General features: G+C 73.8%; 19 protein-coding genes. 6 read left to right on the forward strand and 13 right to left on the reverse strand.

Translation table 11 applies throughout. From position 1 onward, the window contains the following. Nucleotides 1-148: 148 nt before the first annotated feature. Nucleotides 149-856: a hypothetical protein gene (locus tag ACMA1D_RS03785; protein ID WP_414722407.1), complete on the reverse strand. Its 708-nt coding sequence runs from the start codon at nucleotides 854-856 to the stop codon at nucleotides 149-151. A gap of 155 nt (nucleotides 857-1,011) precedes the next feature. Between ACMA1D_RS03785 and ACMA1D_RS03790 the strand changes: the two genes are divergently transcribed. Continuing rightward, nucleotides 1,012-1,758, forward strand: coding sequence for a TetR family transcriptional regulator (locus ACMA1D_RS03790; protein ID WP_414722408.1), 747 nt, complete (start codon nucleotides 1,012-1,014; stop codon nucleotides 1,756-1,758). A gap of 150 nt (nucleotides 1,759-1,908) precedes the next feature. Here the strand turns inward: ACMA1D_RS03790 and ACMA1D_RS03795 are convergent, their stop codons facing one another. Next, nucleotides 1,909-2,940 (reverse strand): aspartate-semialdehyde dehydrogenase, encoded by a 1,032-nt coding sequence (locus ACMA1D_RS03795; RefSeq protein ID WP_414722409.1) that lies wholly within the window; start codon nucleotides 2,938-2,940, stop codon nucleotides 1,909-1,911. Between the two features lie 443 nt (nucleotides 2,941-3,383). On the opposite strand from ACMA1D_RS03795, the gene ACMA1D_RS03800 reads away from it, so the two are divergent. Beyond that, a complete protein-coding gene (locus ACMA1D_RS03800; protein WP_414722410.1) occupies nucleotides 3,384-4,166 on the forward strand; it encodes an alpha/beta fold hydrolase in 783 nt (260 codons plus the stop codon). A 125-nt stretch (nucleotides 4,167-4,291) separates the two neighbouring features. Here ACMA1D_RS03800 and ACMA1D_RS03805 read toward each other — a convergent pair whose 3' ends face one another. The 3 genes from ACMA1D_RS03805 to ACMA1D_RS03815 all read right to left on the reverse strand — a co-directional run bounded on the left by ACMA1D_RS03805 (nucleotide 4,292) and on the right by ACMA1D_RS03815 (nucleotide 7,068). Next, nucleotides 4,292-4,945 (reverse strand): lytic transglycosylase domain-containing protein, encoded by a 654-nt coding sequence (locus tag ACMA1D_RS03805; RefSeq protein WP_414722411.1) that lies wholly within the window; start codon nucleotides 4,943-4,945, stop codon nucleotides 4,292-4,294. Between the two features lie 509 nt (nucleotides 4,946-5,454). Continuing rightward, nucleotides 5,455-6,108 (reverse strand): DedA family protein, encoded by a 654-nt coding sequence (locus tag ACMA1D_RS03810; protein WP_414722412.1) that lies wholly within the window; start codon nucleotides 6,106-6,108, stop codon nucleotides 5,455-5,457. Between the two features lie 492 nt (nucleotides 6,109-6,600). Beyond that, nucleotides 6,601-7,068, reverse strand: a complete 468-nt coding sequence (locus ACMA1D_RS03815; RefSeq protein ID WP_414722413.1) for a DoxX family protein — start codon at nucleotides 7,066-7,068, stop codon at nucleotides 6,601-6,603. Nucleotides 7,069-7,808: 740 nt separating this feature from the next. On the opposite strand from ACMA1D_RS03815, the gene ACMA1D_RS03820 reads away from it, so the two are divergent. After that, complete coding sequence (locus ACMA1D_RS03820) at nucleotides 7,809-8,555, forward strand: Clp protease N-terminal domain-containing protein (protein ID WP_414722414.1); 747 nt, start codon at nucleotides 7,809-7,811, stop codon at nucleotides 8,553-8,555. Nucleotides 8,556-8,718: 163 nt separating this feature from the next. On the opposite strand, the gene ACMA1D_RS03825 is transcribed toward ACMA1D_RS03820, so the two are convergent. Further along, nucleotides 8,719-9,387 (reverse strand): HNH endonuclease family protein, encoded by a 669-nt coding sequence (locus ACMA1D_RS03825; RefSeq protein ID WP_414722415.1) that lies wholly within the window; start codon nucleotides 9,385-9,387, stop codon nucleotides 8,719-8,721. 941 nt (nucleotides 9,388-10,328) lie between these two features. Between ACMA1D_RS03825 and ACMA1D_RS03830 the strand changes: the two genes are divergently transcribed. After that, on the forward strand, nucleotides 10,329-10,910 hold the full coding sequence (locus ACMA1D_RS03830) for a TMEM165/GDT1 family protein (protein WP_414722416.1): 582 nt from the start codon (nucleotides 10,329-10,331) through the stop codon (nucleotides 10,908-10,910). 161 nt (nucleotides 10,911-11,071) lie between these two features. Here the strand turns inward: ACMA1D_RS03830 and ACMA1D_RS03835 are convergent, their stop codons facing one another. From ACMA1D_RS03835 to ACMA1D_RS03845, 3 genes are all read right to left on the reverse strand, one after another. Then, on the reverse strand, nucleotides 11,072-11,380 hold the full coding sequence (locus tag ACMA1D_RS03835) for a hypothetical protein (protein WP_414722417.1): 309 nt from the start codon (nucleotides 11,378-11,380) through the stop codon (nucleotides 11,072-11,074). Between the two features lie 370 nt (nucleotides 11,381-11,750). Beyond that, nucleotides 11,751-12,425 (reverse strand): HAD-IA family hydrolase, encoded by a 675-nt coding sequence (locus ACMA1D_RS03840; protein ID WP_414722418.1) that lies wholly within the window; start codon nucleotides 12,423-12,425, stop codon nucleotides 11,751-11,753. Between the two features lie 249 nt (nucleotides 12,426-12,674). Beyond that, on the reverse strand, nucleotides 12,675-13,778 hold the full coding sequence (locus ACMA1D_RS03845; RefSeq protein WP_414722419.1) for a peptidoglycan-binding domain-containing protein: 1,104 nt from the start codon (nucleotides 13,776-13,778) through the stop codon (nucleotides 12,675-12,677). Nucleotides 13,779-13,955: 177 nt separating this feature from the next. Between ACMA1D_RS03845 and ACMA1D_RS03850 the strand changes: the two genes are divergently transcribed. Further along, a complete protein-coding gene (locus ACMA1D_RS03850) occupies nucleotides 13,956-16,274 on the forward strand; it encodes a DHA2 family efflux MFS transporter permease subunit (protein WP_414722420.1) in 2,319 nt (772 codons plus the stop codon). Nucleotides 16,275-16,328: 54 nt separating this feature from the next. On the opposite strand, the gene ACMA1D_RS03855 is transcribed toward ACMA1D_RS03850, so the two are convergent. From ACMA1D_RS03855 to ACMA1D_RS03870, 4 genes are all read right to left on the reverse strand, one after another. Next, entirely contained in the window at nucleotides 16,329-16,865 is a 537-nt protein-coding gene (locus tag ACMA1D_RS03855; protein ID WP_414722421.1) for a GNAT family N-acetyltransferase, read from the reverse strand. A 281-nt stretch (nucleotides 16,866-17,146) separates the two neighbouring features. Beyond that, entirely contained in the window at nucleotides 17,147-17,467 is a 321-nt protein-coding gene (locus tag ACMA1D_RS03860) for an antibiotic biosynthesis monooxygenase family protein (RefSeq protein ID WP_414722422.1), read from the reverse strand. A gap of 203 nt (nucleotides 17,468-17,670) precedes the next feature. After that, the gene (locus ACMA1D_RS03865; RefSeq protein WP_414722423.1) at nucleotides 17,671-18,354 is read right to left on the reverse strand and encodes a DUF4352 domain-containing protein; all 684 of its coding nucleotides are present in this window, start codon (nucleotides 18,352-18,354) and stop codon (nucleotides 17,671-17,673) included. Between the two features lie 269 nt (nucleotides 18,355-18,623). After that, entirely contained in the window at nucleotides 18,624-19,034 is a 411-nt protein-coding gene (locus ACMA1D_RS03870; RefSeq protein WP_414722424.1) for a DUF2000 family protein, read from the reverse strand. Nucleotides 19,035-20,233: 1,199 nt separating this feature from the next. On the opposite strand from ACMA1D_RS03870, the gene ACMA1D_RS03875 reads away from it, so the two are divergent. After that, on the forward strand, nucleotides 20,234-22,212 hold a 1,979-nt coding region (locus tag ACMA1D_RS03875), incomplete at its 3' end, for a bifunctional glycosyltransferase 87/phosphatase PAP2 family protein (RefSeq protein ID WP_414722425.1).

Here is a 22,212-nt window from a genome sequence, read left to right on the forward strand (position 1 = left end):
CCACCGCCGCGGCCCGGCCCGCCCGCGCACCCCGACGGTGCGCGGGCGGACCGGGCCGCCGTGTTCGGTGCCCGCCTACGGTCGCCGCCGGAGGCCGGGCCAAGGTGTCAGGCGTCTGGTGCCAGGCACCAGACGGCGAATGCCCGACTCAGTACAGCTTGTTGACCGCGGTCGTGGTGGTCTGCTTGAAGTCGGCCACCTGCGCGTGCTGGAAGTTGCCCATCTGGCCCCACTTCACGACGGTCACCGTCCGCCCGTCCCGGCCCACCGAGAACAGGTTGATGTCGGAGCCGCCCCAGGCGTGCGCGGTGTGGATGCCGTAGACGTTGGCGCCCTCCTCGACGTTGAGCTTGCCGTAGTCCTTGAACTCGGCGGTGGTGTCCGGGTCCTGCTGCTCGGCCTTGTCCGCGCACTCGCGGACGGCCTTGTTCCACAACGCGGCCAGCGACTTGGCGCGCGTCTCGTCCCGCTCCACGACGGTCACCTGCACCGCGCCCGTGTCGTACTCGGTCCAGAACGAGCGGTGTACGGAGGTGGCGCCGGGCAGCGCGGGTCCGACGCAGAACGGCAGCGGGTCCGGCGCGCCGGCGGTGACCGGGCTCGCGTACCAGGGGGAGGTCGGGTGCGGCGGCAGCTCGTTCGGCTCCAGGAACGCGGGCTCGGCGGCTGCGCCGTGGCGCGGGGCGGCGCCGGCCGCGGGGGCGAGCACGGCGGTGGTGGCCGCGGCGGCCAGCACGGCCAGCCCGATGACGCCGGTACGGGCCAGCCGGCCCGGGGTGCCCGCGGCGAACGCGCGGGTCGTGGTGGTGCCGGCCGACTGCTCGGCGGCGTGGTCGAGGTGCGAGTGCGTGTTCATGGGGCAACTCCGCCATGCCCGCGCCCGGCGGGCAAGACATCCGCCGCCAGACGGGACGCTGGAACGGTAAAACCCGCCCTGACCTGCGTAAATACCAGGTGCCTGGAACACCGTTCTGGAACGCCCCGGCGGGGGTGGCACTAGGATCGGGCAGCGTGTCGACCTCATCGCCCCCACGGCGGCGCAAGCCGCGAGCCGATGCCGAGCGCAATCGGACCCGTGTCCTGGAGGCCGCACGCGCGCTGTTCACGGCGCGCGGTGAGGACGTGCAGATGCCCGAAGTGGCCCGGGCCGCCGGGGTCGGCATCGGCACCGTCTACCGCCACTTCCCGAGCCGGGCCGCGCTCATCGAGGCCGCCGGCGAACAGCGGCACGCGGAGATCGTGACCTTCGGCCGGACCCGGTGCGTGCCGTGCCCGGACGCGGCGGACGGCCTCGCCCGCTACCTCTGGCACATCGGCGAGGTGCTCGCCACCGACCGGGGGCTGACCGCGTCCATCGAGGCGACGCTCGGTTCGGCCAGGCCCAAGGGCACGGCGGCGGAGCGCACCGAGGCCATAGCGGCCGAACTCATCGCGCGGGCCAGGGCCCAGGGCACCATCAGGCCCGACATAGAAGTGATCGACCTCAGCATGATCGTCTGCGGCCTCGCGGCGGTCATCCGCAACGGCACCGGGGACTGGCGCCGCTACCTCGCGATCACCCTGGCGGGCCTCGGAGACGCGGCGGCGGGCCCGCTGTCGGACGCGGTCCGTGCCCGACCCGTGGTCCGCGACGCGGCACCGCCGGCCGAAGGAGCTCCGGACGCCCCCTCTGCCGAGGTCCCGGCCGCTGGAACCCCGTCCGCCCCGGCGGCCCCTTCCGACCCGGCCAAGGCGCGAGCGGCCGACGACACGAGATGAGCCCCGGGGGACGACGCGTACGGAAAGGACCGGCGGGGCGGGCCAGCCGAGAGGGGGCGGGGTACGGCGCGGGCCCCGTGCCGCGTGGTGCGGCCGGGGCCCGTGCCGGGCGGCCCACACGACAGGGTGCGGGCCGGTGGGGCGGGAGCGTTAGGCGGACTCGGCCGCCACCAGCTCCGCGATCTGCACGGCGTTCAGCGCCGCGCCCTTGCGCAGGTTGTCGCTGGAGCAGAACAGGGCCAGGCCGCGCCCGTCGGGGACCGTCTCGTCGCGCCGGATGCGCCCGACGTAGGTCGGGTCCTGGCCGGCGGCCTGGAGCGGGGTGGGAATGTCGGAGAGCTCCACGCCCGGCGCTGCGGCCAGCAGCTCGGCCGCCCGCTCCGGGCTGAGCGGCTCCGCGAACCGGGCGTTGACCTGCAGCGAGTGACCGGTGAACACCGGCACCCGGACGCAGGTGCCGGAGACCAGCAGCTCCGGGATGCCCAGGATCTTGCGGCTCTCGACGCGGAGCTTGCGCTCCTCGTCCGTCTCGCCCGAACCGTCATCGAGCAGCGAGCCGGCCATCGGCAGCACGTTGTACGCGATCGGCCGGACGTACTTGTTCGGTGCCGGCAGCTCGACGGCCGAGCCGTCGTGGGTGAGCCGGGCGGCCGTCTCGGCGGTCTTGCGGATCTGCTCTTCGAGCTCGCGCACGCCCTCAAGCCCGCTGCCCGACACCGCCTGGTAGGTGGTGACCACCAGGCTGGTCAGGCCGGCCGCGGCGTGCAGCGGGCGGAGCACCGGCATGGCGGCCATGGTGGTGCAGTTCGGGTTGGCGATGATGCCCTTGGGGCGCTCGGCCACCGCGTCCGGGTTGACCTCGGACACCACCAGCGGCACCTCGGGGTCGGCCCGCCAGGCCGACGAGTTGTCGATGACGACCGGGCCGGCCGCCGCCACCTTGGGCGCCAGCGCCCGCGCGGTGGCGCCGCCGGCCGAGAACAGCACGATGTCCAGGCCGGAGAAGTCGGCGGTGGCCGCGTCCTCCACGGTGATCTCGGTGTCCTGCCACGGCAGGGTGCGCCCGGCCGAACGGGCGGAGGCGAACAGCCGCAACTGCTCCACCGGGAACCCGCGCTCGGCGAGCACCCCGCGCATGACCCCGCCGACCTGTCCGGTAGCACCGACGATTCCGATTCTCATGCTGCTCCTTCGCTCATCTGCGCCGCCGGTCGGCGGTGCTCGTACCGCCGCCCCGGCCCTCGTCCGTCCGCACGCGTATGCCCCCGGGCCCCACGCCTACCCGCTGGACGCGGTGGGCCGCCCGGCGTTCGACCGGGTGGATGCGTACGGCCGTGGGAAGTATCTCCCGGCCGCGCGCCGTGCAGGGCGCCGGACGGGCCCGCACCGGCGGTGAACCCGGTCACGTGACGGGGCGGGTTCCCGATCCGGGGAACGATCTCGTACGGCTGCGGCGGCGCTGGCGGCCCGCCGGTGGCCGGGTGGCGCGCGCCGCTCGGGAGGCTGGTGGGTGGCCGGTCCTCCCGGTTGATCCGGTCCGGCACCTTGCCGGGGCGCCGCGTTGCGGCCACGGTTATGCCCTGCGGGTGTGCCGGGCGCCCGCGGCCGACAGAATCGGAGGCGTCGTGGTTCCCCCCGTTCCGTTCGTACCACCGCACGAGGTCGTGGGAGACGGCCCGCACCGGGTCGTGGCCGTCCACGGCTGGCTCTCGGACCGTGCCACCTACGCCGCCGTGCTGCCGCACGTCGACCGGCGTGCGTACAGCTACGTCCTTCCTGACCTGCGCGGCTACGGGAAGGCGCGGGAGGTGCCCGGTGCGTACGACACCGCGGAGGCCGCCGCCGACCTGCTGGCCCTCGCCGACCACCTGGGCTGGGACCGCTTCTCCGTCGTCGGGCACTCCATGGGCGGCGCGGTGGCGCAGCGGCTGCTGGCGGCGGCGCCGCACCGGGTGCGGCGGCTGGTGGGGATCGCGCCGGTGCCGGCCAGCGGCGTGCCGATGTCGGGGGAGCAGTGGGACCTGTTCGCCGGGGCGGCCGAGCATCCGCAGCACCGCCGCACGATCATCGACCTGACCACGGGCGGGCGCCACCCGGGCGCCTGGCTCGACCTGATGGTGCGGCACTCGGTCGAACACGGCGACCCGGCGGCGCTGCGCGCCTGGCTCGACTCCTGGGCCGGGGAGGACTTCCACGACCAGATCGAGGGCCTTGAACTGCCGGTACGGGTGGTGGTCGGCCGGCACGACCCGGCGCTGTCGGCCGAGGTGATGCGGGCGACCTGGCTGCGCTGGTACCCGCACGCCGACCTGGTGGAACTCGCCGACGCCGGGCACTACCCGGCCGACGAGACCCCGCACGAACTGGTCCGCGCCGTCGAGGAGTTCCTCGGCGCTGACCCGACGTGACCGCGGCCGGCCCCGCGCGCGGGTGCGCGCGAGGCCGGTGACGGGGCGGCGGTACGGGCCGCGGGGTGGGCGGCGGCCCCGTCGGGTGGGTGGTGCGGCGCGCAGTTGACGATTGGGGCGCGCGGCTAGGGCGCGCCGTCGCCGTCCGGGGTGGCACCGTCGGCCGGTGTGCCGGCCGAGGCGTCGGGGTTCGGCGTGCCGGACTCGCCGCCCAACTTCTCGCGGCGTTCCCGCTCCGTCTGCTCGTAGTCGGGGAGCAGCCGCTTGGTGATGCGGTCCACGTAGCCGCGGGTCTCGTTGAACTCGGGGATGCCGCGCACCCGCAGTACGGCGCCGGGGCCGGCGTTGTACGCGGCGAGCGCCAACTCGGTGCGGTCGCCGGGGACGTTCTTGACCGAGTCGTAGAGGTGGCACATGTACCGGGCCTGGGAGGGGATCGCGTCCTTCGGGTTCCACACGTCGGCCTTGCCGTCGCCGTCCCCGTCGCGGCCCCACTCGGTCCAGGTGACCGGCGCGAACTGGGAGATCCCGTCGGCCTTCCCGGAACTGGCCCGGGGGTCCCACCGGCTCTCCGCGTCGATCTGCGCGGCGAGCAGGGGCACCGAAAGCGGTTCACAGGTACGGGCGGCGGCCTCGATCGTGGCCCGGTACTCGTCCGGGACGGTGGGCAGCGGATCGGTCCCGTCCTCCACCAGTTCGCGTACGGCGAAGACGCCGGCGCCCAGTAGCGCCGCACCGGCCACGACCGCACAACCGAACCGGGCGCGCGAGGTCACCATGCAGAAGGGCAAGAGGAAGTGAAGAGCATGGGAGGGACGATAACCGGATTTACCCGAGGGCCCGGCATCCGGATCTCACGTGCGGTGTTTGATCCGGATTCGCGTTCTCGCCTCGTGCACGGGTGCCCACCGCGGTAGGACCCCCACTGCCCGTTTCCGGTCACGGCACGCGGTCAACGGGCCCGACCCGGCGGGCAGACGGGCAGCGGGCGCGGGCTGGTCCGGCGTGGGGGCGGGCTGCTTGCGGGGCAGGGCGGTGGAGTTGGCGACTTGGCCGCAGGGGGTGGCGAGTTGGCGAGTTGGCGTACGGGCGGGGCGCGGCGGAGTCGATGGCCGGTACGGCGGGCGGTGGTGCGGCGGGCCGGGACATCGCGGGGTGGTGCGGACGCCGACGGGCCCGCGCCGGGAGTGGCGCGGGCCCGTGAGTGGTCCGGACGGTGCGGGTGGTGCGAAATGGCTCGGGTGCTTCGGGTGCTTCGGGTGCTTCGGGTGCTTCGGTGGTGCGGCGGTCAAGAAGGCTGCGGGGCCTTGCGCTTGTTGGGGCGGCGGCTCATCACGAAGCCGGCGATCGTCCCCACCGCGACCAGCGCGAGCACCGAGACCGCGGTGCTCAACCAGGTGGCGCCGAGCCACTGCCCACCGAGGTAGCCGAGGCCCACGCTGTACCCCGCCCACATCAGCCCGGCCAGCGCGGACCAGGGAAGGAACTCGGCGACCTTGCGGTGTGCGGCGCCGGCGCCCAGGCTCACCACGGAGCGCCCGGCGGGCGCGAAGCGCGCCAGGACGACCAGCGCGCCACCGCCGCGCGCCAGTGCGGCACCCAACTTCTGCTGTGCGGAGGTCAGTCGACGGGAGCGGGCGATGGCCCGGTCGAGGCGTTCGCCGCCGCGCCAGGCCAGTCGGTAGGCGACCATGTCGCCGAGTACGGATGCGGTGGTGGCGCAGAGCACCAGGGCCAGCATCTCGGGGATGTCTGCGTCGGGTTTGACGCCGCGCGCCGCGTTGACCGCGTCGGCGGTCGTGGTGCCGGCCGCCGCGGTGGCCGCGGCGACCACCAGGATGCCGCTGGGCAGGACGGGCAGGAAGACGTCCAAGACCACGGATGCACCGATGATCACGTAGATCCACGGGGTGTCGACCAGCGACCCCAAGGTTTCCAGCAACGTCTCTCCCGATCCCGTTCCCCCGCCGCGACGTCGCAAGGGAGCGGCAGGAGCGGCCTCTTCAGCAACAGCCATACAGCGTACGCCTGTGCTGCCAGAGCATACCGAGCCGAGACCGCCCATGACCGCTGCATAACGCCGAGGTCACGCCGTATGAACGGGGTCCGCGACGGTGGCCCGGCGGTTACGGACCGGTAAGCCCTCCGCAACGCACGGGCACACCATGAGCAACAGCGCATAACGGGCCGGCCAGCCCGTCCGGACCCGGTATCTCGATATGTCGACTCGTCATCACGTCGTTACATCCGCAGGTCGGTAGGGATACCCGCGAACACTCCGCGGTCCGTCCGATATCGAGGAGAGTGTCCCGAACGGCGCCGGGTCGCGCCGGGAACGACACCGGCCGCGCCTCGATCGACATCGGGGCGCGGCCGGGGGTGCGGGGCGGCGCGGGCGCCGCTGCGCGGTGGGCCGGAGTGGGGCCCGGGTGGATCAGACGCGGGTCGGCTGGCGGTGCGGCTCGCTGGCGCTCTGTTCACGGCTGGCGCCGATGAAGCGGTCCAGGGCCCAGGCGCCCGGCCCGGTGAAGATGATGATCAGGAAGGCCCAGCAGAACATGGCGGACGCCTCGCCGCCGTTCTCGATCGGCCACAGCTTCTCCGTCTGGTGCTCGACGAAGTACGCGTACGCCATCGAGCCGGAGGATATGAACGCGGCGCTGCGGGTGAACAGGCCGGTCATGACGAGGATGCCGCCGACGAGTTGGATCACGGCCGCGTGCCAACCGGGCCAGGTGCCGGCGTCAATGGTGCCGCCCGCGCCATCGACTCCGCCGAAGGAGCCGAACAGGGTCTTGGCGCCGTGGCAGGCGAAGAGCAGGCCGACGACGATGCGGAACAGCGAGGTCGCGTACGGCCGGGCCGCGTCGAGATGTTCGTTCAGGGGGTTGGGGGATGACATGGCAGGGGGACTCCTCGTTTCGGGGACGGGAAACAACGAGGTGGCCAGGTTAGGGACGCCTCATCAGTTGTTGCAAGTTCAAGTTCTGCCACTTGGTGCTGCTCGGTGCGGGGGGATGTGCATCGGTCGGGCGGCTCGCGGCCCCGTGGGTGGGTGGCCGGTCCGCATGGTCCATCGCCGCTGCGTGGCGGGGTGGTGGGGGAGTGGCGACCGCATCGTGTGGGGTCGTCGCGTGGCGCCTGGGCCCCCGCTCGCCTGCGACGTCTCGTGAACGCGCCTGGTCGATGCGGAGAGCCTAGAGCGACATGAGCATGACCGTCAGGTGGTCTCGACCAGTTGGTATGGACTTTTAATCAGCCGCATGGACTTTGCTGGTCCGGGGGTGGGGCGGATGGTGTGCCCGTGGCTGGAAATCGCCATTGCGGTGACGTTGATCTCGGTTTTGCGGTGCGCTTTTGGTCTGTCCTTGCCGTATCTGGCCGCTGTCGGCTCTCGGCCGCCGGCCGTGACTGCCGTCCCTGACCCCCGGGTCTCGGTCGCCGGAGTCGGCTCCAGTTCCTCCTGGTCGTCGATCCTGGCTCGCGGCTCTGCTCTCCTCTGCTCTCCTCGACTCTCGCCCCGGCTCCCGTCCCCGGCCCCCTGGCTTGCCGATCGTCCTCTTCCGGCCCGCGCTGGCGGGCCGCCCGCGACTGTCAACCCGAGGTTGACGCCGGGCACCCTGTCAACCTACGGTTGACGGCATGACGAAACCCTTAGGGATCACGCCTCCGATCCGACTCGACGAGCTGATCGAGGCCATCAAGAAGGCCCACCCCGGCGCGCTGGACCAGCTCGCCGGCGCCGTGCTCGCGGCGGACCACCTAGGCGAACTGGCCGACCACCTCATCGGCCACTTCGTGGACCAGGCGCGCCGCTCCGGTGCCTCCTGGACCGACATCGGCGCCAGCATGGGGGTGACCCGGCAGGCGGCGCAGAAGCGGTTCGTGCCCAAGGGGGCCAACGAGGCCGCCGAAGTCGACGTGAGCCAGGGCTTCAACCAGTTCACCGAGCGGGCCAGGAACGTGGTGGTGGCCGCGCACAACGAGGCCGCTGCCGCGCGCAACGCGGAGGTGGGCCCGGGCCACCTCGCGCTCGGGCTGCTGGGCGAGCCGCAGGCGCTGGCCGCGCGGGCGATCACGGCCCAGGGCGTGGCGTTGGAGCGGGCGCGGGAGGCGTTGCTGGCCGCCCTGCCCGCGGCGGCCGATGAGGTCCCCGAGCTCATCCCGTACAGCGCGGGCGCCCGCAAGGCGCTGGAGTTGACCCTGCGCGAGGCGCTGCGGCTCGGGCACAATTACGTCGGCACCGAGCACATCCTGCTCGCCCTCCTGGAGCACGGGGAAGGGGTCGGCGCGCTGACCGCCCTCGGCGTGACCAGGGAGGCGACGGCGGAGTACGTGGCTCGGGCGCTGGCGGAGATCGCGGCCGAGCAGACGGACGGGCAGGAGTAGCGAACGACTGATCCGCCGCCCCGTCGGTCGGGGCGGCGGATCCGGTCGGGGCCGGGCCGGCTGTCAACCGGTAGCGGCCGTCACCGGCGGTTCGGCAGCCGTCGGTGCCGGCCGGCGGCCACACCGGTGGCCGTCAGGAGCGGCCGACGACCGTCGGTGGCCGTCAGCAGCCGTTGAGGATGCGGCTGAGGGCGCTCTTCTCGGCGCTGTCCACGGAGAGCTTGTAGTAGTGCTTCACCGAGACCCACATCCGGGCGTAGGTGCAGTGGTAGCTCTTGGTCGGCGGCAGCCACTTGCCCGGGTCCTTGTCGCCCTTGGCCTGGTTGACGTTGTCCGTCACCGCGATGAGCTGCGAGCGGGTGAGGTCGTTGGCGAAGCCCTCGCGGCGCGAGTTGGTCCAGGAGCTGGCGCCGGACTTCCACGCCTCGGACAGCGGCACCACGTGGTCGATGTCCACGTCGGACGCGGCGCGCCAGGTGGCGCCGTCGTAGGGGGAGAACCAGGTGCCCTTCACGGCGGCACAACTGCTGTTGGTCTCGACGTTCTTGCCGTCCCGCTTGAGGACGACCTCGCGGGTGTTGCAGCTTCCGCTCTGGGTGCTCCAGTGCGGGAACTTGTCGCGGCTGTAACCGCTCGACGAGCCCTCGGACTTGACGGTGAGCTGGGCGAGGTAGGTGCGTGCGGTGCCGGCGCTCGGCGGGGCGGGCGGCGCGGCGTGCGCGCTCGGGCCGCTCATCACCAACGTGCCGACCAGCGTGGCCAGACCACCGATGGCGGTTGCTCGACGCGCGTAGATGCCGCGACGCGAAGAGGTCGTGTCCGTACGGGACATGGCGAACTCCCTCTGGAGTGGGGGGAAACGGGCGCTGTGGCCCGGACATGGTCTCGGCGCCGGGTTGCTCTGGGGTGGGCGCCAGGTAACAGCGTGACGACGCGGTCATGTCAAAGCAAGGGGGCGCGCGGTACGCCGCCGGGCTCTCCGCCGGTGCGCGGCCGGCGCGTTGACGCCCCGTGAGCTGCTCTGACCTGCGGCGCGTACGGGTGCGAGGGCGTGGGTCGTGCCGCGGGCCAAGGGCCGCGTGGGGTGGGCCGGGCCGTCCGTTGCCCCGCGGGTGCTGGTTGCGGGCTTGTGGGTGTCGGCCGTGGGCTTGCGCGTGCTGGTCGCATGGCGTGGCGTACGGCGGGTGGGGGCCCGCCACGCTCGTACGCGGCTCCGTGTGTGGTGTGGCTCGGGGCCGCGTACGGCGCCGTGTCGTACCCGCGCGGTACGGGGCCGGGAGCGGGCGCGCTCGGTGCGGCGCTCGTCGTGGGCAACGTCACGCGGGGGCGGTGGCCCGGGCGCCAGTCGGTGGCCCGCTCTCCTGGCCGGCCCTGCGGGGAGGTCATCCGTGCTGGTCAGGCGGGTGTGCGCGGGATGGTGGGCGGGGTGGTGCCCGGGAGCGTCGGGCGGGGGAGGGTTGCGGAGGGGCGGCACGGGCTGACGTATCCTCGTCGACAGCAGAAGGGGAGTAGCTCTTCGCCGGACCGTCGACATACTGCTCACCGTCCCCGTACCACCATCAGGTGGGACGCTCGCGCGTCAGGGGGAACGGGGGGCCGGCGCCCGGAGGCGGGTGGCTGCGGGTGGGCACGCCTAGGTGGCGTGTCACGTCTCGTGTGCCACTGCGCCAGCGAGACCTTCGGCCGCAGTGTCCGACGCTGCCGTGCCGAAGCGACCCCGCGAACAGGGACCCTTTCGGTGCGGACGCCCGACCGAACGAGGAATCCCACCCCGTGTTCAGCCTCACCGTCGCCGCCGTCACCTTCGGCGTCGTCTTCCTTGCCGAACTTCCCGACAAGACCGCCCTGGCCGGCCTGATGCTCGGCACCCGCTACCGCGCGTCGTACGTCTTCGCCGGTGTCGCCGCCGCCTTCGTCGTCCACGTCGCCCTCGCCATCGCCGCCGGCAGCGTGCTCACGCTGTTGCCGCAGCGGCTCCTCCAGGCCATCGTCGGCGTGCTCTTCCTGGCCGGCGCCGCGATGCTGCTGTTCAAGAAGGACGAGGACGAGGAAGAGATCAAGAAGCCCGCCGACCAGAGCTTCTGGAAGGTCGCCGGCAGCGGCTTCATGCTCATCCTGGTCGCCGAGTTCGGTGACCTCACCCAGATCATGACGGCCAACCTCGCCGCCCGCTACGACAGCCCGATCTCCGTCGGCGTCGGCGCCGTACTCGCCCTGTGGGCGGTGGCCGGCATCGGCATCGTCGGTGGACGCACCCTGATGAAGTACGTCCCGCTGCGCCTGATCACCAAGATCGGCGCCTGCGTCATGCTGCTGCTGGCCGTGTTCAGCCTGTACGAGGCGGTCTCGGCGTAGCGACCGGCGGGCGACACATGCCGGCGCCAAGCGCGCCGTGCGACGCGCGCCGTGCGGTGACCGGGGTCGCCGCCAGGCGCCGGCGGATCGCCAGGCGCCGGCGAGCGTCGGCAAAACATCAGGTCAGCCAGTTGGCCGGCCAGCCAGCAGGTCGGCGGGCGTCAGCGCGTCAGTGGTGGCGGCGGGCCGGGGGCGGTGGTGCGGCGCGTGGCGCGGTGATGGCCGCGGAACGGGCGGCGACCCGGGGGCGCGCACCGGTGCGGTGCCGCCGCGTCGGCCCGGCGGCGCACCTGCTCGGGTTCGACGGTCCACTCGACGCCGCCCCGCTCGGGCCGGATGAACACCAGGAACGTCGTACGCCGCGTCGTCGGCGAGGTGTACGGGCCGGCGTCGGTCAGCACCCCGGTGCGGCCGGTGGTCAGGTCCTCCACGGCATCGCCGATCGCGGCAATGGCCTCGTCCTCAGTCATGCGCCGCACCGGCCGTCCGCCGACGCGGGCCGGGCGCCGTGCCACGGGGCGGCGCCACCCGGGTGGCCCAACGCGCCGGCTCTGGCGGACGGCCCGCAGCCGGGTCCGGCGGCCCCGTCCCGTGCCGCGGCCGGCTTCCCCATGGAGGTCATCGGTGTGTACCCCTTCCCATCCCAAGGCTCACGGCGGGCCCACACGCACGTGCGCGCCCGCGCGAAGACCAGCCCAGGGTGGGGCACCCGGCGCCGCGGTGCGGGGACGACGGCCGGCACGGCGCGTCGGGTAGGAAATCAGCCTGTACCACCGTGGGCGACGGCGAGGCCCGGCGCCGGGCCTCGCCGTTCCGCCCGGGCGTCTCGTCCCGGCCTGCTCAGGGGGCGATGTGCAGGGCGATGTCACCGGTCGGCAGCGCCTCCACGCGGACCTGGGTGAGGTCGCGCACGTGGGCGGTCGGCTCGTGGACCGCCGCGCGCGGGCCCACGCCCACGACGCGCATCCCGGCGGAGCGGGCCGCGGCGATGCCCACCTCGGAGTCCTCGAAGGCGACGCAGTCGGCGGGTGCGAAGCCGAGTTCGGCGGCGCCCTTGAGGAAGCCCTCGGGGTCCGGCTTGCTGGCGCTCACGTTCTCGGCGGTGATCCGGGTGCGCGGCATCGGCAGCCCCGCGGCGTCCATCCGGGCCCTGGACAGGCCACGGTCGGCGGAGGTCACCAGCGCGTGCGGCAGGTCGGCCAGCGCGGCCATGAACTCCGGCGCGCCCTGCACCGGCACCACGCCCGCCACGTCCGAGGTCTCCCATTCGAGCATCCGCGCGTTGTCAGCCAGGTTCTCGGCGACCGGCCGGTCGGGGAGGAGCACGGCCATGGTGGCGTGGCCCTGCCGCCCGTGCACGATCTTGATCACGCTGTCGCCGTCGAGCCCGTTCTCATCGGCCCAGCGCCGCCAACAGCGCTCCACGACGGCGTCGGAATTGACGAGCGTCCCGTCCATGTCGAGGAGCAGCGCCTTGACGGCGGTGAGGGTCTGGGACGTGCTCGTGGGAGCCATGGGGCACTCCTGGGCTCGGCGGGGCGCGGCGGTGCGCGGAGGCAAGCGGTTCCGCCCACGGTCAGGGATGCGGGCGGAACCACTTTGTTCCTCAAACATACAAAGAGACGCCGCCGGACGCCAGCGCCCTCCGTACCAGCGCCGATGAACAGCTCATAGCTGGCGTGTGACGGGGGAGCGGTCGTGGCCCGGCGGAAGCCGGACCTTCGCGCGCGCGTGCGCGCGAGGCAGCGCGGTCCCGCCGCCGCGTCAGGGCTTGTCCGTACGGGCTTCCAGATAGCTGCGGGTGTGCGGGCCGTAGACGCCCTCGGGGTCGCCGGTGAGGTGGTGGCGGCGCTGGTAGGTGCCGACCGCGTTGGCGACGCCCGCGTCGTACTCGCCGTCCGCCGAGCCCCCGTACGTCCACGTCTGGCGCAGCCGGTCCTGGAGTTCGGCGACCTCGGGGCCGCTGTCGCCCTGGCGGAGCACGGGCGGGCCGGTCGGGCGCGGCGGGTCGTCCGTCGGGTCCGGCGGGGGCGGTGCGGAGGTGGGGCGGTCGTCGGGTTCGTCGGTCGGCTCGGGGGCCGCGTCGGACGACTGCGCCGCGGTGGGCGAAGGGGAGGCGCTGGGCTCTTCGCCGCTCGGGCTCGACGACGCCGAAGGGGACGCGCTCGCGCTCCCGGACGGCGACGAGGAGGGCGAGGTCGAAGGGGAGGCGCTGCTGCTGCCGCCCGGCGTCGGCTTCGGGCTGTCGGTCATCTTGCCGTCCCAGGTCGGCAGCGGCTCGGAGGACGTCGTCTGCTGTCCGTCCGGTGACGTCCCGTCGGCCTGGTCGTCGCTGCCGCCCCCGTCGCCGCCGAGCAACCCCGTACCGAACGCCACGGTGCACACCACGGCGACGAGCACGGCCGCCGCGAGGACGATCGCCACCGGGCGCCGCCGCCGGTGGCTCGCCGGCCGGGCCGCCGGCCCGCCCCCGGCCGCGCCGTCCGGCCCGGGTCCGGAGCCGTCGTCCGGCCCGTACCCGTCACCCGCGGCGCCTCCGGCACTCCCGGCGGCCGTGCCGCCCACAGCGGAGTGCGCATCGCCGGCCGCCGCACCGGCCGCCGGCGGTACGTCGTCGAAGAGCCGCAGGTCATCCGGGTTGGGGCCGGAGTGCGTCGCCGCTTCGGCGGCGAGCGCCGACCGGTCGGTCGGCAGGATCGCCGTGTCGGCCAGTGACGCCGCGTCGGTCGGGTGCGGCCCGGATATGCCGGGCAGCAGGGCCGTCGCCGCGGTGTCCGACGGGTCGCCGAGCCGGGTGGCGCAGGTGCAACCGGGGCGGCCGTCCGCACGCGGCGGTGCGAAGCAGTGCGGGCAGAGTTCTCCCGTCACGGTTTTCCCTTCCTCGGGGTCGCAGGCGATTATGCAGACCGGACAGGTGTTCGCGCAGGCGGTTGTCCGCCCCGGGCGCGGGCTCGGCAGGCCGTACCCGGGCAAACGGGTGAGGATGGGTAGCAGAGCTGACCGCCGCTGGTGGATCAGGGGCGCAGCCCGACCCGAGGAGCCGCCATGGTCGAGGACGCCCGCCCGCCGAACCGCGGGCCCGGCGCACGGGGCGACCCGCCCGGCACCGGCCGGACCGGGGGCGAACCGCCCGCCGCCGACCACGCGTCCGCAGCCGCGCCCGCCGGTGCCGCATCCGCCGCCGGCGCCACGGCACCTGAGACGGCGACAGCCGCCGCCGGCCGTCCGCCGGACCCGGCAGGGCCCGCGCCGTACGACCCGAACGCGCCGCAGGGCCCGTACGACCCACACGGCCCGCGGGGGCCGCGCCCGGCACACGGACCACACGACCCGCACGGCCCCGACGGGCACCAGCAGGGCGCGGTCTGGGTGGCGATCGGGGCGTTGCTGCTCGGGATGTTGCTCGCCGCGCTCGACCAGACGATCGTCTCCACGGCGCTGCCGACCATCGTCAGCGACCTCGGGGGCCTGGAACACCTGTCGTGGGTGGTGACGGCGTACCTGCTGGCGTCCACGGCGGCGACGCCCCTGTGGGGCAAGCTCGGTGACCAGTACGGGCGCAAGAACCTCTACCAGATCGCCATCGTGATCTTCCTGATCGGCTCGGCGCTGTGCGGCATCGCCCAGGACATGCCCCAGCTCATCGGCTTCCGGGCGCTTCAGGGGCTCGGCGGCGGCGGGCTGATCGTGCTCTCCATGGCGATCGTCGGCGACCTGGTGCCGCCCCGGGAACGGGGCCGCTACCAGGGCCTGTTCGGTGCCGTGTTCGGCGCCACCAGCGTGCTCGGGCCGCTGCTCGGCGGCCTGTTCGTGGACCACCTCAGCTGGCGCTGGGTGTTCTACATCAACCTGCCGGTCGGTGTCGTGGCGCTGCTGGTCATCGCCGCAGCCCTGCACGTACCGCGGCGCGACACCCGGCACACCATCGACTACCTGGGCACCTTCCTGATCGCCGCGGTCGCGGCCTGCCTGGTCCTGATGGCCTCGCTCGGCGGCGTCAGCTACGACTGGGACTCCTGGCAGATCACCGGCCTCGGCGTGCTCGGCATCGTGCTGCTCGCGGCGTTCATCCAGGTGGAGCGGCGGGCCGCGGAGCCGGTCCTGCCGCTCAAGCTGTTCCGCAGCCGCACCTTCACGCTGTGCTCGGTGATCGGCTTCGTCATCGGGTTCGCGATGTTCGGCAGCATGACCTACCTGCCAACCTTCCTCCAGGTGGTGCACGACGTCTCGCCCACCATGTCCGGCGTGCACATGCTGCCGATGGTGCTCGGGCTGCTCATCGCCTCCACCGCGTCGGGACAGATCGTCAGCCGCACCGGCCACTACCGGATCTTCCCCATCGCCGGCACCACGGTCACCGCGCTCGGCCTGCTGCTGCTCCACCAACTCGACCGGCACAGCGGCGTCGTCGAGATGAGCGCGTACTTCTTCGTCTTCGGGCTCGGCCTCGGCCTGGTCATGCAGGTCCTGGTGCTGATCGTGCAGAACTCGGTCGACTACGCGGACCTGGGCGTCGCCACCTCGGGCGCCACCTTCTTCCGCTCCATCGGCGCCTCCTTCGGCGTCTCCATCTTCGGCACGATCTTCGCCAACAAGCTCGGCCCGCGGATCTCCGACGCGCTCGCCGGACAGCCCCTGCCGCCCGGCGTGGACCCGGGGCAACTCAGCGCCGACCCGCGCGCCGTCGGCGGGCTCCCGCCCGCGGCCCGCGGCGGCGTGCTCGACGCGTACGCGCTCTCCATCACGGACGTCTTCCTGTACGCGGTGCCGCTGGTGCTGATCGCGCTGGTGCTGGCCTGGTTCCTGCGCGAGGAACCGCTGCGCGGCTCGGTCACCGCCCCGGAGGCGAGCGAGGTCATCTCCAGCAACCCGGTCGAGCGCACCTCGCGGGACGAGGTGGCCCGCGCGCTGTCCACGCTCGGCAGCCGCGAGGGCCGCAAACACGTCTACGTGAAGATCGCCCAGCGGGCCGGGGTCGATCTGCGGCCGGCCGCCTGCTGGCTGCTGCTGCGCATCAACCGGCAGGGTTCGGTGGAGCCCGCTCTGCTCGCCGAGCGCGCCGACCTGCCGCTCGGCGTGGTCACCGAGGCCGCCCGGCAGGTCGAGGAGGGCCACCTGGCGGTGCGCGAGGGCCTGGCGCTCGTCCTCACCGACCGGGGCCGCGAGGTCGCCGCCCGGCTCGCCGGGGCCCGCGAGGAGTCGCTGGCGGAACTGCTCGGCGACTGGTGGGGCCCGGACCGGCCGACGGACCTGGTGGCGCTCGTGCGCGAACTCACCGGCGAACTCTGCGGCTCCGACGGGGAGCGCCCGCACAACGGCGACGCCTACCGCCCGCGGGCCGGCGCCCGCCACAGGTCGGAGTGAGGCCGGGCCGCGCCGCGGTCGCGGGCAGGCCGGGCCGGACCCCCGGCGCCGGTCTCAGTCCAACTCCTTGGCGAACCAGTGCTCCGCGTACGGGTCCTCGTTGTAGCGCTCGATCTCCCCGTACCCGTGCCGTGCGTACAGGGCCCGCGCCTCCACGAGGTCGTGCCGGGTGTCCAGGATGATCCGTCGGGCGCCGAGTTCCCTGGCCGCCGCGTGGGCCGCGGTCAGGAGCGCCGCGCCGCCGCCCGTGCCGCGCTCGGCCGGCCGTACGTACAGCCGCTTCAACTCCGCCGTCGCCGCGTCCCGCAGCCGCACCCCCGCGCAGCCAGCGGGCTCGCCCGCGTACCGCCCGACCAGGAACACCGCGTTCGGCGGCACCAGGTCGTTGCTGTGGAACTCGACCAGGCCCGACGCGATCTCCTCGTCGGTCGAGCGGCGCCCCTCGTGCAGCAGGTAGTAGCGGTCGCTGACTTCGATGAGGTACGCGCGCAGCAGCGCCTCCGAGTCCGCCGCGTGCACGGAACGCGGACCGACTTCCCAGCCGGGCCGCGGGGCGGAAGGGCGGGCGGAAGCGGGGGTGGATGAGGTCATGCGGGCCATTGTCGGGAGCGGCGCGGCGGCCCGCAGCAGAATTTCTTGGGGCGGGTGGGGTGTGGGGTACGCGCTGTGGCGTGAGGTGCGGGCGGCGGGCTGTGCGGTGGGCCGCGGTGAGTTGGGGGGCGCGGTGCGGTGGGCCGTGTGGGCCAGGCGGTCGGTCCCGGGGCTCGGAGACGGAGAACGGGGCGGCGGGGCCGGACGCCCCCGGCCCGCCGCCCCTCCGTCCCGCCCCGTCCCGGTCCGGCTCGCCCGGCCCCTGCGGGGGAGGGTCGTGCTCAGCCCTTGGGGGCCGCCTGCTGGACGACATCGAAGGACCACAGGGTGGCGTCGGTGGCGGCCGGCCGCGGGCGCTCGCCGCCCTCGCCGCCGGCGTGGCTGGCCTGCATCGTGCTCTCCCGCCAGGCCGTGAAGTCCTCCTCGCTGCGCCAGCGGGTGTACACCAGGTACTGGTCGGTGCCCTCGACGGGGCGCAGCAGTTCGAACCACTCGAAACCGTCGGAGCTCTCCACCGCGCCGGCCCGGGCGGCGAACCGCTGCTCCAACACCTCGCGCTGCTCCGCCGGAACAGTGAGCACATTGATCTTGACGACGGACACCTTCGACACCTCTCACCGGGGCGGCCACCCCATCGGTGACCTGGACTTCGATCCGTACGAGCAGTCTCCTACACGGGTGCGGAGGCGTTCCGGCCGGGCGCGGCGGTGGGCGGCGGTGGATGAGTGGTGGGCGACGCTGGGCGCGGGAGGGGGCGGGAGCGGGGAGGCCCGGGAGCACGGCCCCGGCTGCGGCTCCGCCCCGGTTACTTCGGCAGCTCGATGGTGAACGCGGGGGCCTCGCCCTGCGCGTTGTTGTCGTAGTAGCTGACGGTCCCGCCCCGGCGGACGACGTCCAGCACGAGCCGGCCCGTCACGGACTGGCCGGGCTTGTACGTCGTGTCCAGGTCGAGCCCCTCGCCGACGCCCTCCAGCGTGGTGGCGTCCTGCGCCGCCGTCTGGCCGTCCTCCCACTTCATCATCCCGTACGAGGAGAACTCGGCCGCCGCCTTGCCGACGTTGCGCACGGTGAGGGTGAGGGAGACGTACTGACCGTGCTCCGGCTGGTTGGTCGTGTCCACCTGGGCGGGCGTCACGTACTTCGCCTCGACGACGGTCACCTTCATCGTGGAGGTCACCGTGAACCCCTCGCCGTACTCGTCCGTCTTCCCGACCGGGTACGTGCCCGACTCGCCGACCGCGAGGGACGGCGGCGGGGTCGACGCGGCCGAGGTGGCGGCGGTGGGCTCGGGTGCGGAGGCGGACGCGGTCAGCGCGTCGTCGGCGGGATCGGCGGAGGGGCCAGTGGGGGAGTCGGCGGGGGCCGTGGCGGTCTGCGGCGCGGCCGACGGGGCGGCCCCGTCACCGCCGCCGTCGTCCGAACAACCCGCCAGCACGGCGCCGAGCAGGGCCGTGGATGTCAGTGCGATGAGAACGCGAGACGTGTGCATGGAACTCCCCCGGGAACCACGAGGGGCCCGATTGCCGCTTGACCGGGGTCAGTATGCACCGGGGTGGCCGGAGATGACCCCGGTGTGGATCATCAGCGTCGCCGCGGTGGCGGCCCGGCGCGCGGGCGCCGGCCGGGCTTACGGACCTCCGGCCGACGCCGCGGCGAGCCCCTACCGCGGGCGTGCGCGGCAGGGGCGGGGGCGTGCGGCGGCGCCGGTGCTTCGATCGGTTGGGGTGATGATCGCCCGCCGTGGGCGCCCGCGCCGGATCAGTCGTGCAGGCGCAGGCCGCGCAGCACCTTGTCCACGTCCTTGCGCGGGCCGCGCAGTGCCAGCCCCGCCAGGTCCAGGTCGGCGGCCTCGACGGCGAGCACGGCGGCCCGGTTGTCGACGTCGTTGTCGGTGTTGAACAACTCCACCGGGTACAGGGCCGTGGCCACCTCGCGGGAGAGTGCGCGGTGGTGGGTGCGGGTGAGCGCGGGGGCGTCGGCCGTGTAGACGAGGACGGGCTCGCGGAACATCGGCAGGTAGCCGTTGCCCGAGCCGTCCTCGTACGGCTCGCCCACCACGTCGGCGGCGGCGTGTGCGACGCCGCTGGAGAGGAAAGCGGTCACGTTGAGCTTCTGCCATCCGGCCAGGTCCTCCCGGACCACGACCGCGATCTTGGTGTCATAGCGCATGGAAGCACGGTGTCGCGGCGCCGGCGCCCGGGTCTTGGACGCTGGTGCGCGCCGGCGCCCGGGCACGGCGCCGCAGGCCAGATGAGGCGGGCTCGCAGCGCGGGCCCCCGTGGGGCCGCGGCACAATGACGTGGTGGAGGTAGCGAACGCGACGGCGCCACGAGTGGACGGCCGGGCCCACGCCCGGCCCGCGACCGCCCCCGCCCCACACGCCCGCCACCCGGCCCACCCGACTCCAGCCTCCGCGGTCCCACCCCGGGTGCCCGTGCTCCGTGCCGGTCCACGGTCCGTGGCCACGCTCCTGGTGCCCGGGCTCCGTACCAGGCCGCCGTCCACGGCCCCGCCGCGCGTCACAGCGCCCCGTGTGGCTCTGCCACGTACGCCTGTGTTGCGCGCCGTCTCGCTTCGTGTGGCCCCGCCCCCTATGTCCGCGCCCCGTACGTCCGCGCCCCGCGCCACCTCGCCCCACACGGCTTCGCCCCGCACGCCCGCCCTCCCCGCCGCCCCGCGGCGTACCCACGGGCCGGCTCCGGCCGGCGTCAACACGGTGCACGGCTGTGTCACCCCGCAGCGGCCCGGAGGCGCCGCGTGCCGGGTGGGTCAGCGGACAGCCGTGGGGCGGGGCAGGGCGGCGGTGGTGGAGGGTACGGCCGCCCGTGGCCCCGCGCCCCCACGGTGTTCGGCCGTGCTGCGGGCGGGCTGCCCTACGGGTGGGTGGGCGTTCCGGACGGGCGGCGTGACGAACGACTCACCGGTGCCGTGGTGTGGTGTGCCGCGCCCGCTGGGAGGTCCCGCGCACCGCGGGCCCGACGCCGTTCCGTATCGCATCGGGCGTGGTCCGCCCAGGGGCGCGGCAGCCGCCGGGGGTGCGGCGATCTCGCCGTGCGCCGCCCCGGCCGAGGGCGCCCGCGCCGGCACCCAGTGGCGAGCCGGCCCACGGGAAAGTGGTGAAATTACCCCTGGCGACGTACACGCATATGGGCGGTTACCCGTCGGACCGCTTCCGGGCAATGTGCGGAGGCAGTCAGGTGACGCGGCGGTGTTCCGCGTCTTACTCACGGGCTCAGTAAGGTCTCAAACATTGGATGCGAGTGACACGGCGAGTGGGGGAGCAGCAGGGCGTGGCAGACGGTGAGCGGAGTGGACGGGGCAGATCCTCGGGCGCGCGGGCGGAGCCGGCCGCCCGGTCACGGATCGGCATGGCGCTGGCCGCACTGTGGGTGCTGGCTGGTCTGCTGGCCGCGCGCCAGGCCGCGGCGGTCCTGAGACTCCCACCCGACCAGCGCCTGACCGATCTGGAGACCTGGATCGGCGAGAACGGCGTGCTCCACGTGCGGGGCTCGCTGTACGACACCGACGCCTTCACCGGCACCCCCTTCGCCGGCCTCGTCCTCAAGCCGCTGACCCGCGCGGCCGAGCAGAGCCTCGGCGTCGCTTGGACCTTCGGCACGCTGCTGCTGGTCGCCGTACTCGGCCTGGTCGCCGCCCGTTCGCTGCCGGCCCCCGTCTCCCGGCGCACCGCGCTGCTCGCCGCCCCCGTCGCCATCAGCCTGATCGTCCTCTCGCTGCCCGTACGCAACGCCTTCAACCTCGGCCAGACCAGCATCATCCCCGTCCTGCTGGTGCTGCTGACCCTGCTGCCGAAGACCTCCGCCCGGCAGTCCGCCCTGCTCATCGGCGTCGCCGCGGCCCTCCAGCCGGCTCTGCTGCTCTTCGCCGTGCTGCTGTGGTGCACCGGGCGCCGCCGGGTGGCCGCGCTCACCGGTGCCACCTTCGCCGCCTGCTCCGCGCTCGCCTGGGCCGCGATGCCGCACGACTCGTGGACGTACTGGGTGCACCACGTCGGTGGCGCGGGGCTCGGCGACAGCGCCGACAGCCTCTCCAACCAGTCGTTGCACGGCATGTTGCTGCGCGCCGGGCTGCGCGGCCCGGTGGAGCTGACGCTGCTCGCGCTGCTGGCCGCCGCGGTGGTCTGGGTGGGCCTGCGGCGCGCCGTGCGGTACGCGCAGGACGGGCAACTGCTGCTCGCCGCCGCCGTCACCGGCTGTGTGGCGCTCGCCGTCTCGCCCACCTCCTGGCAGCACCAACTGCTGTGGATACTGCTGGCCGTCGTCGGCCGGGTGGGGCGGAGGCAGTCGGACCGGCTGGTGTGGCCGGTGCTCGTGGTGCTGGTGATGACGCTCAACCGGACCGCGCTGATGCCGGAGATGAAGGGGCTCGACTTCGTCGGGGACAACGCCCAGCTCCTCGCCGCGCTCGCCGCGGCCTGTGTGGTGCCCTTCCTCGCGCGCACCGCGCCGGAGTGGGACAAGCCGCTGCCGGCGCGGACCGCCGACCCGGTCACGACGGGGCGTTCCTGGGTGCCGATGCTGAAGTTCTGGCGGCGCCCGCTGTCCCGGCCGAACCTGCTCCTTGAGCTGATGCTGATCCGCGTCGGCTACTGGGGCTACTCCTTCATCCGCGCCCACGCGCCGGACGAGCGGAGCCTCGCCGAGGGGCACGGCCGGCAGATCCTGAACATCGAGGGCTGGCTGCACATCGACGTCGAGTACTGGTTCAACCACTTCGTGGCCGACACTCCGTGGCTCGAAGCGAGCATGAACTACTACTACTCGACCTTCCACTTCCTGGTGCCGATGGCGCTGCTCGGCTGGCTGTACGCCTGCCGCCCGGCCACCTACCGCTGGGCGCGCACCCCGCTGGCCTTCGCGACGCTGATCGCCCTGTTCGGCTTCTGGCTCTACCCGCTGGCGCCGCCGCGGCTGATGGACATGGGCTACATCGACACCGCGCACGGCCCGCAGGACCTCAACGACCCGGACTTCGGTGCGCTGACCAAGCTGTCCAACCAGTACGCGGCGATGCCCTCGCTGCACGTCGGCTGGTCGCTGTGGTGCGGCGTGGTGATCGCCCTGGTGGCGCCCAAGCTGTGGATGAAGGTGCTGGGCCTGCTGTACCCGGTGCTGACCACCGCGGTGATCGTCGGCACCGCCAACCACTACCTGCTGGACGCGGTGGGCGGCGCGGCCGTGGTCGCCGCCGGCTTCGCCCTCCAGTACGTGCTGACCGGCGCCGGCCGGCCGCCGGTCGAGACGGGCGCGGGCCGGGCCGGTGGGCCGGCCGCGCTCTGGGCCAGGGTGCGCGCGAAGCTCCCGGGGGCGGAACCCGTGGCGGCGTC

The sequence above is a fragment of the Streptomyces sp. 796.1 genome, assembly GCF_047525675.1.
Lineage (GTDB): Bacteria > Actinomycetota > Actinomycetes > Streptomycetales > Streptomycetaceae > Streptomyces.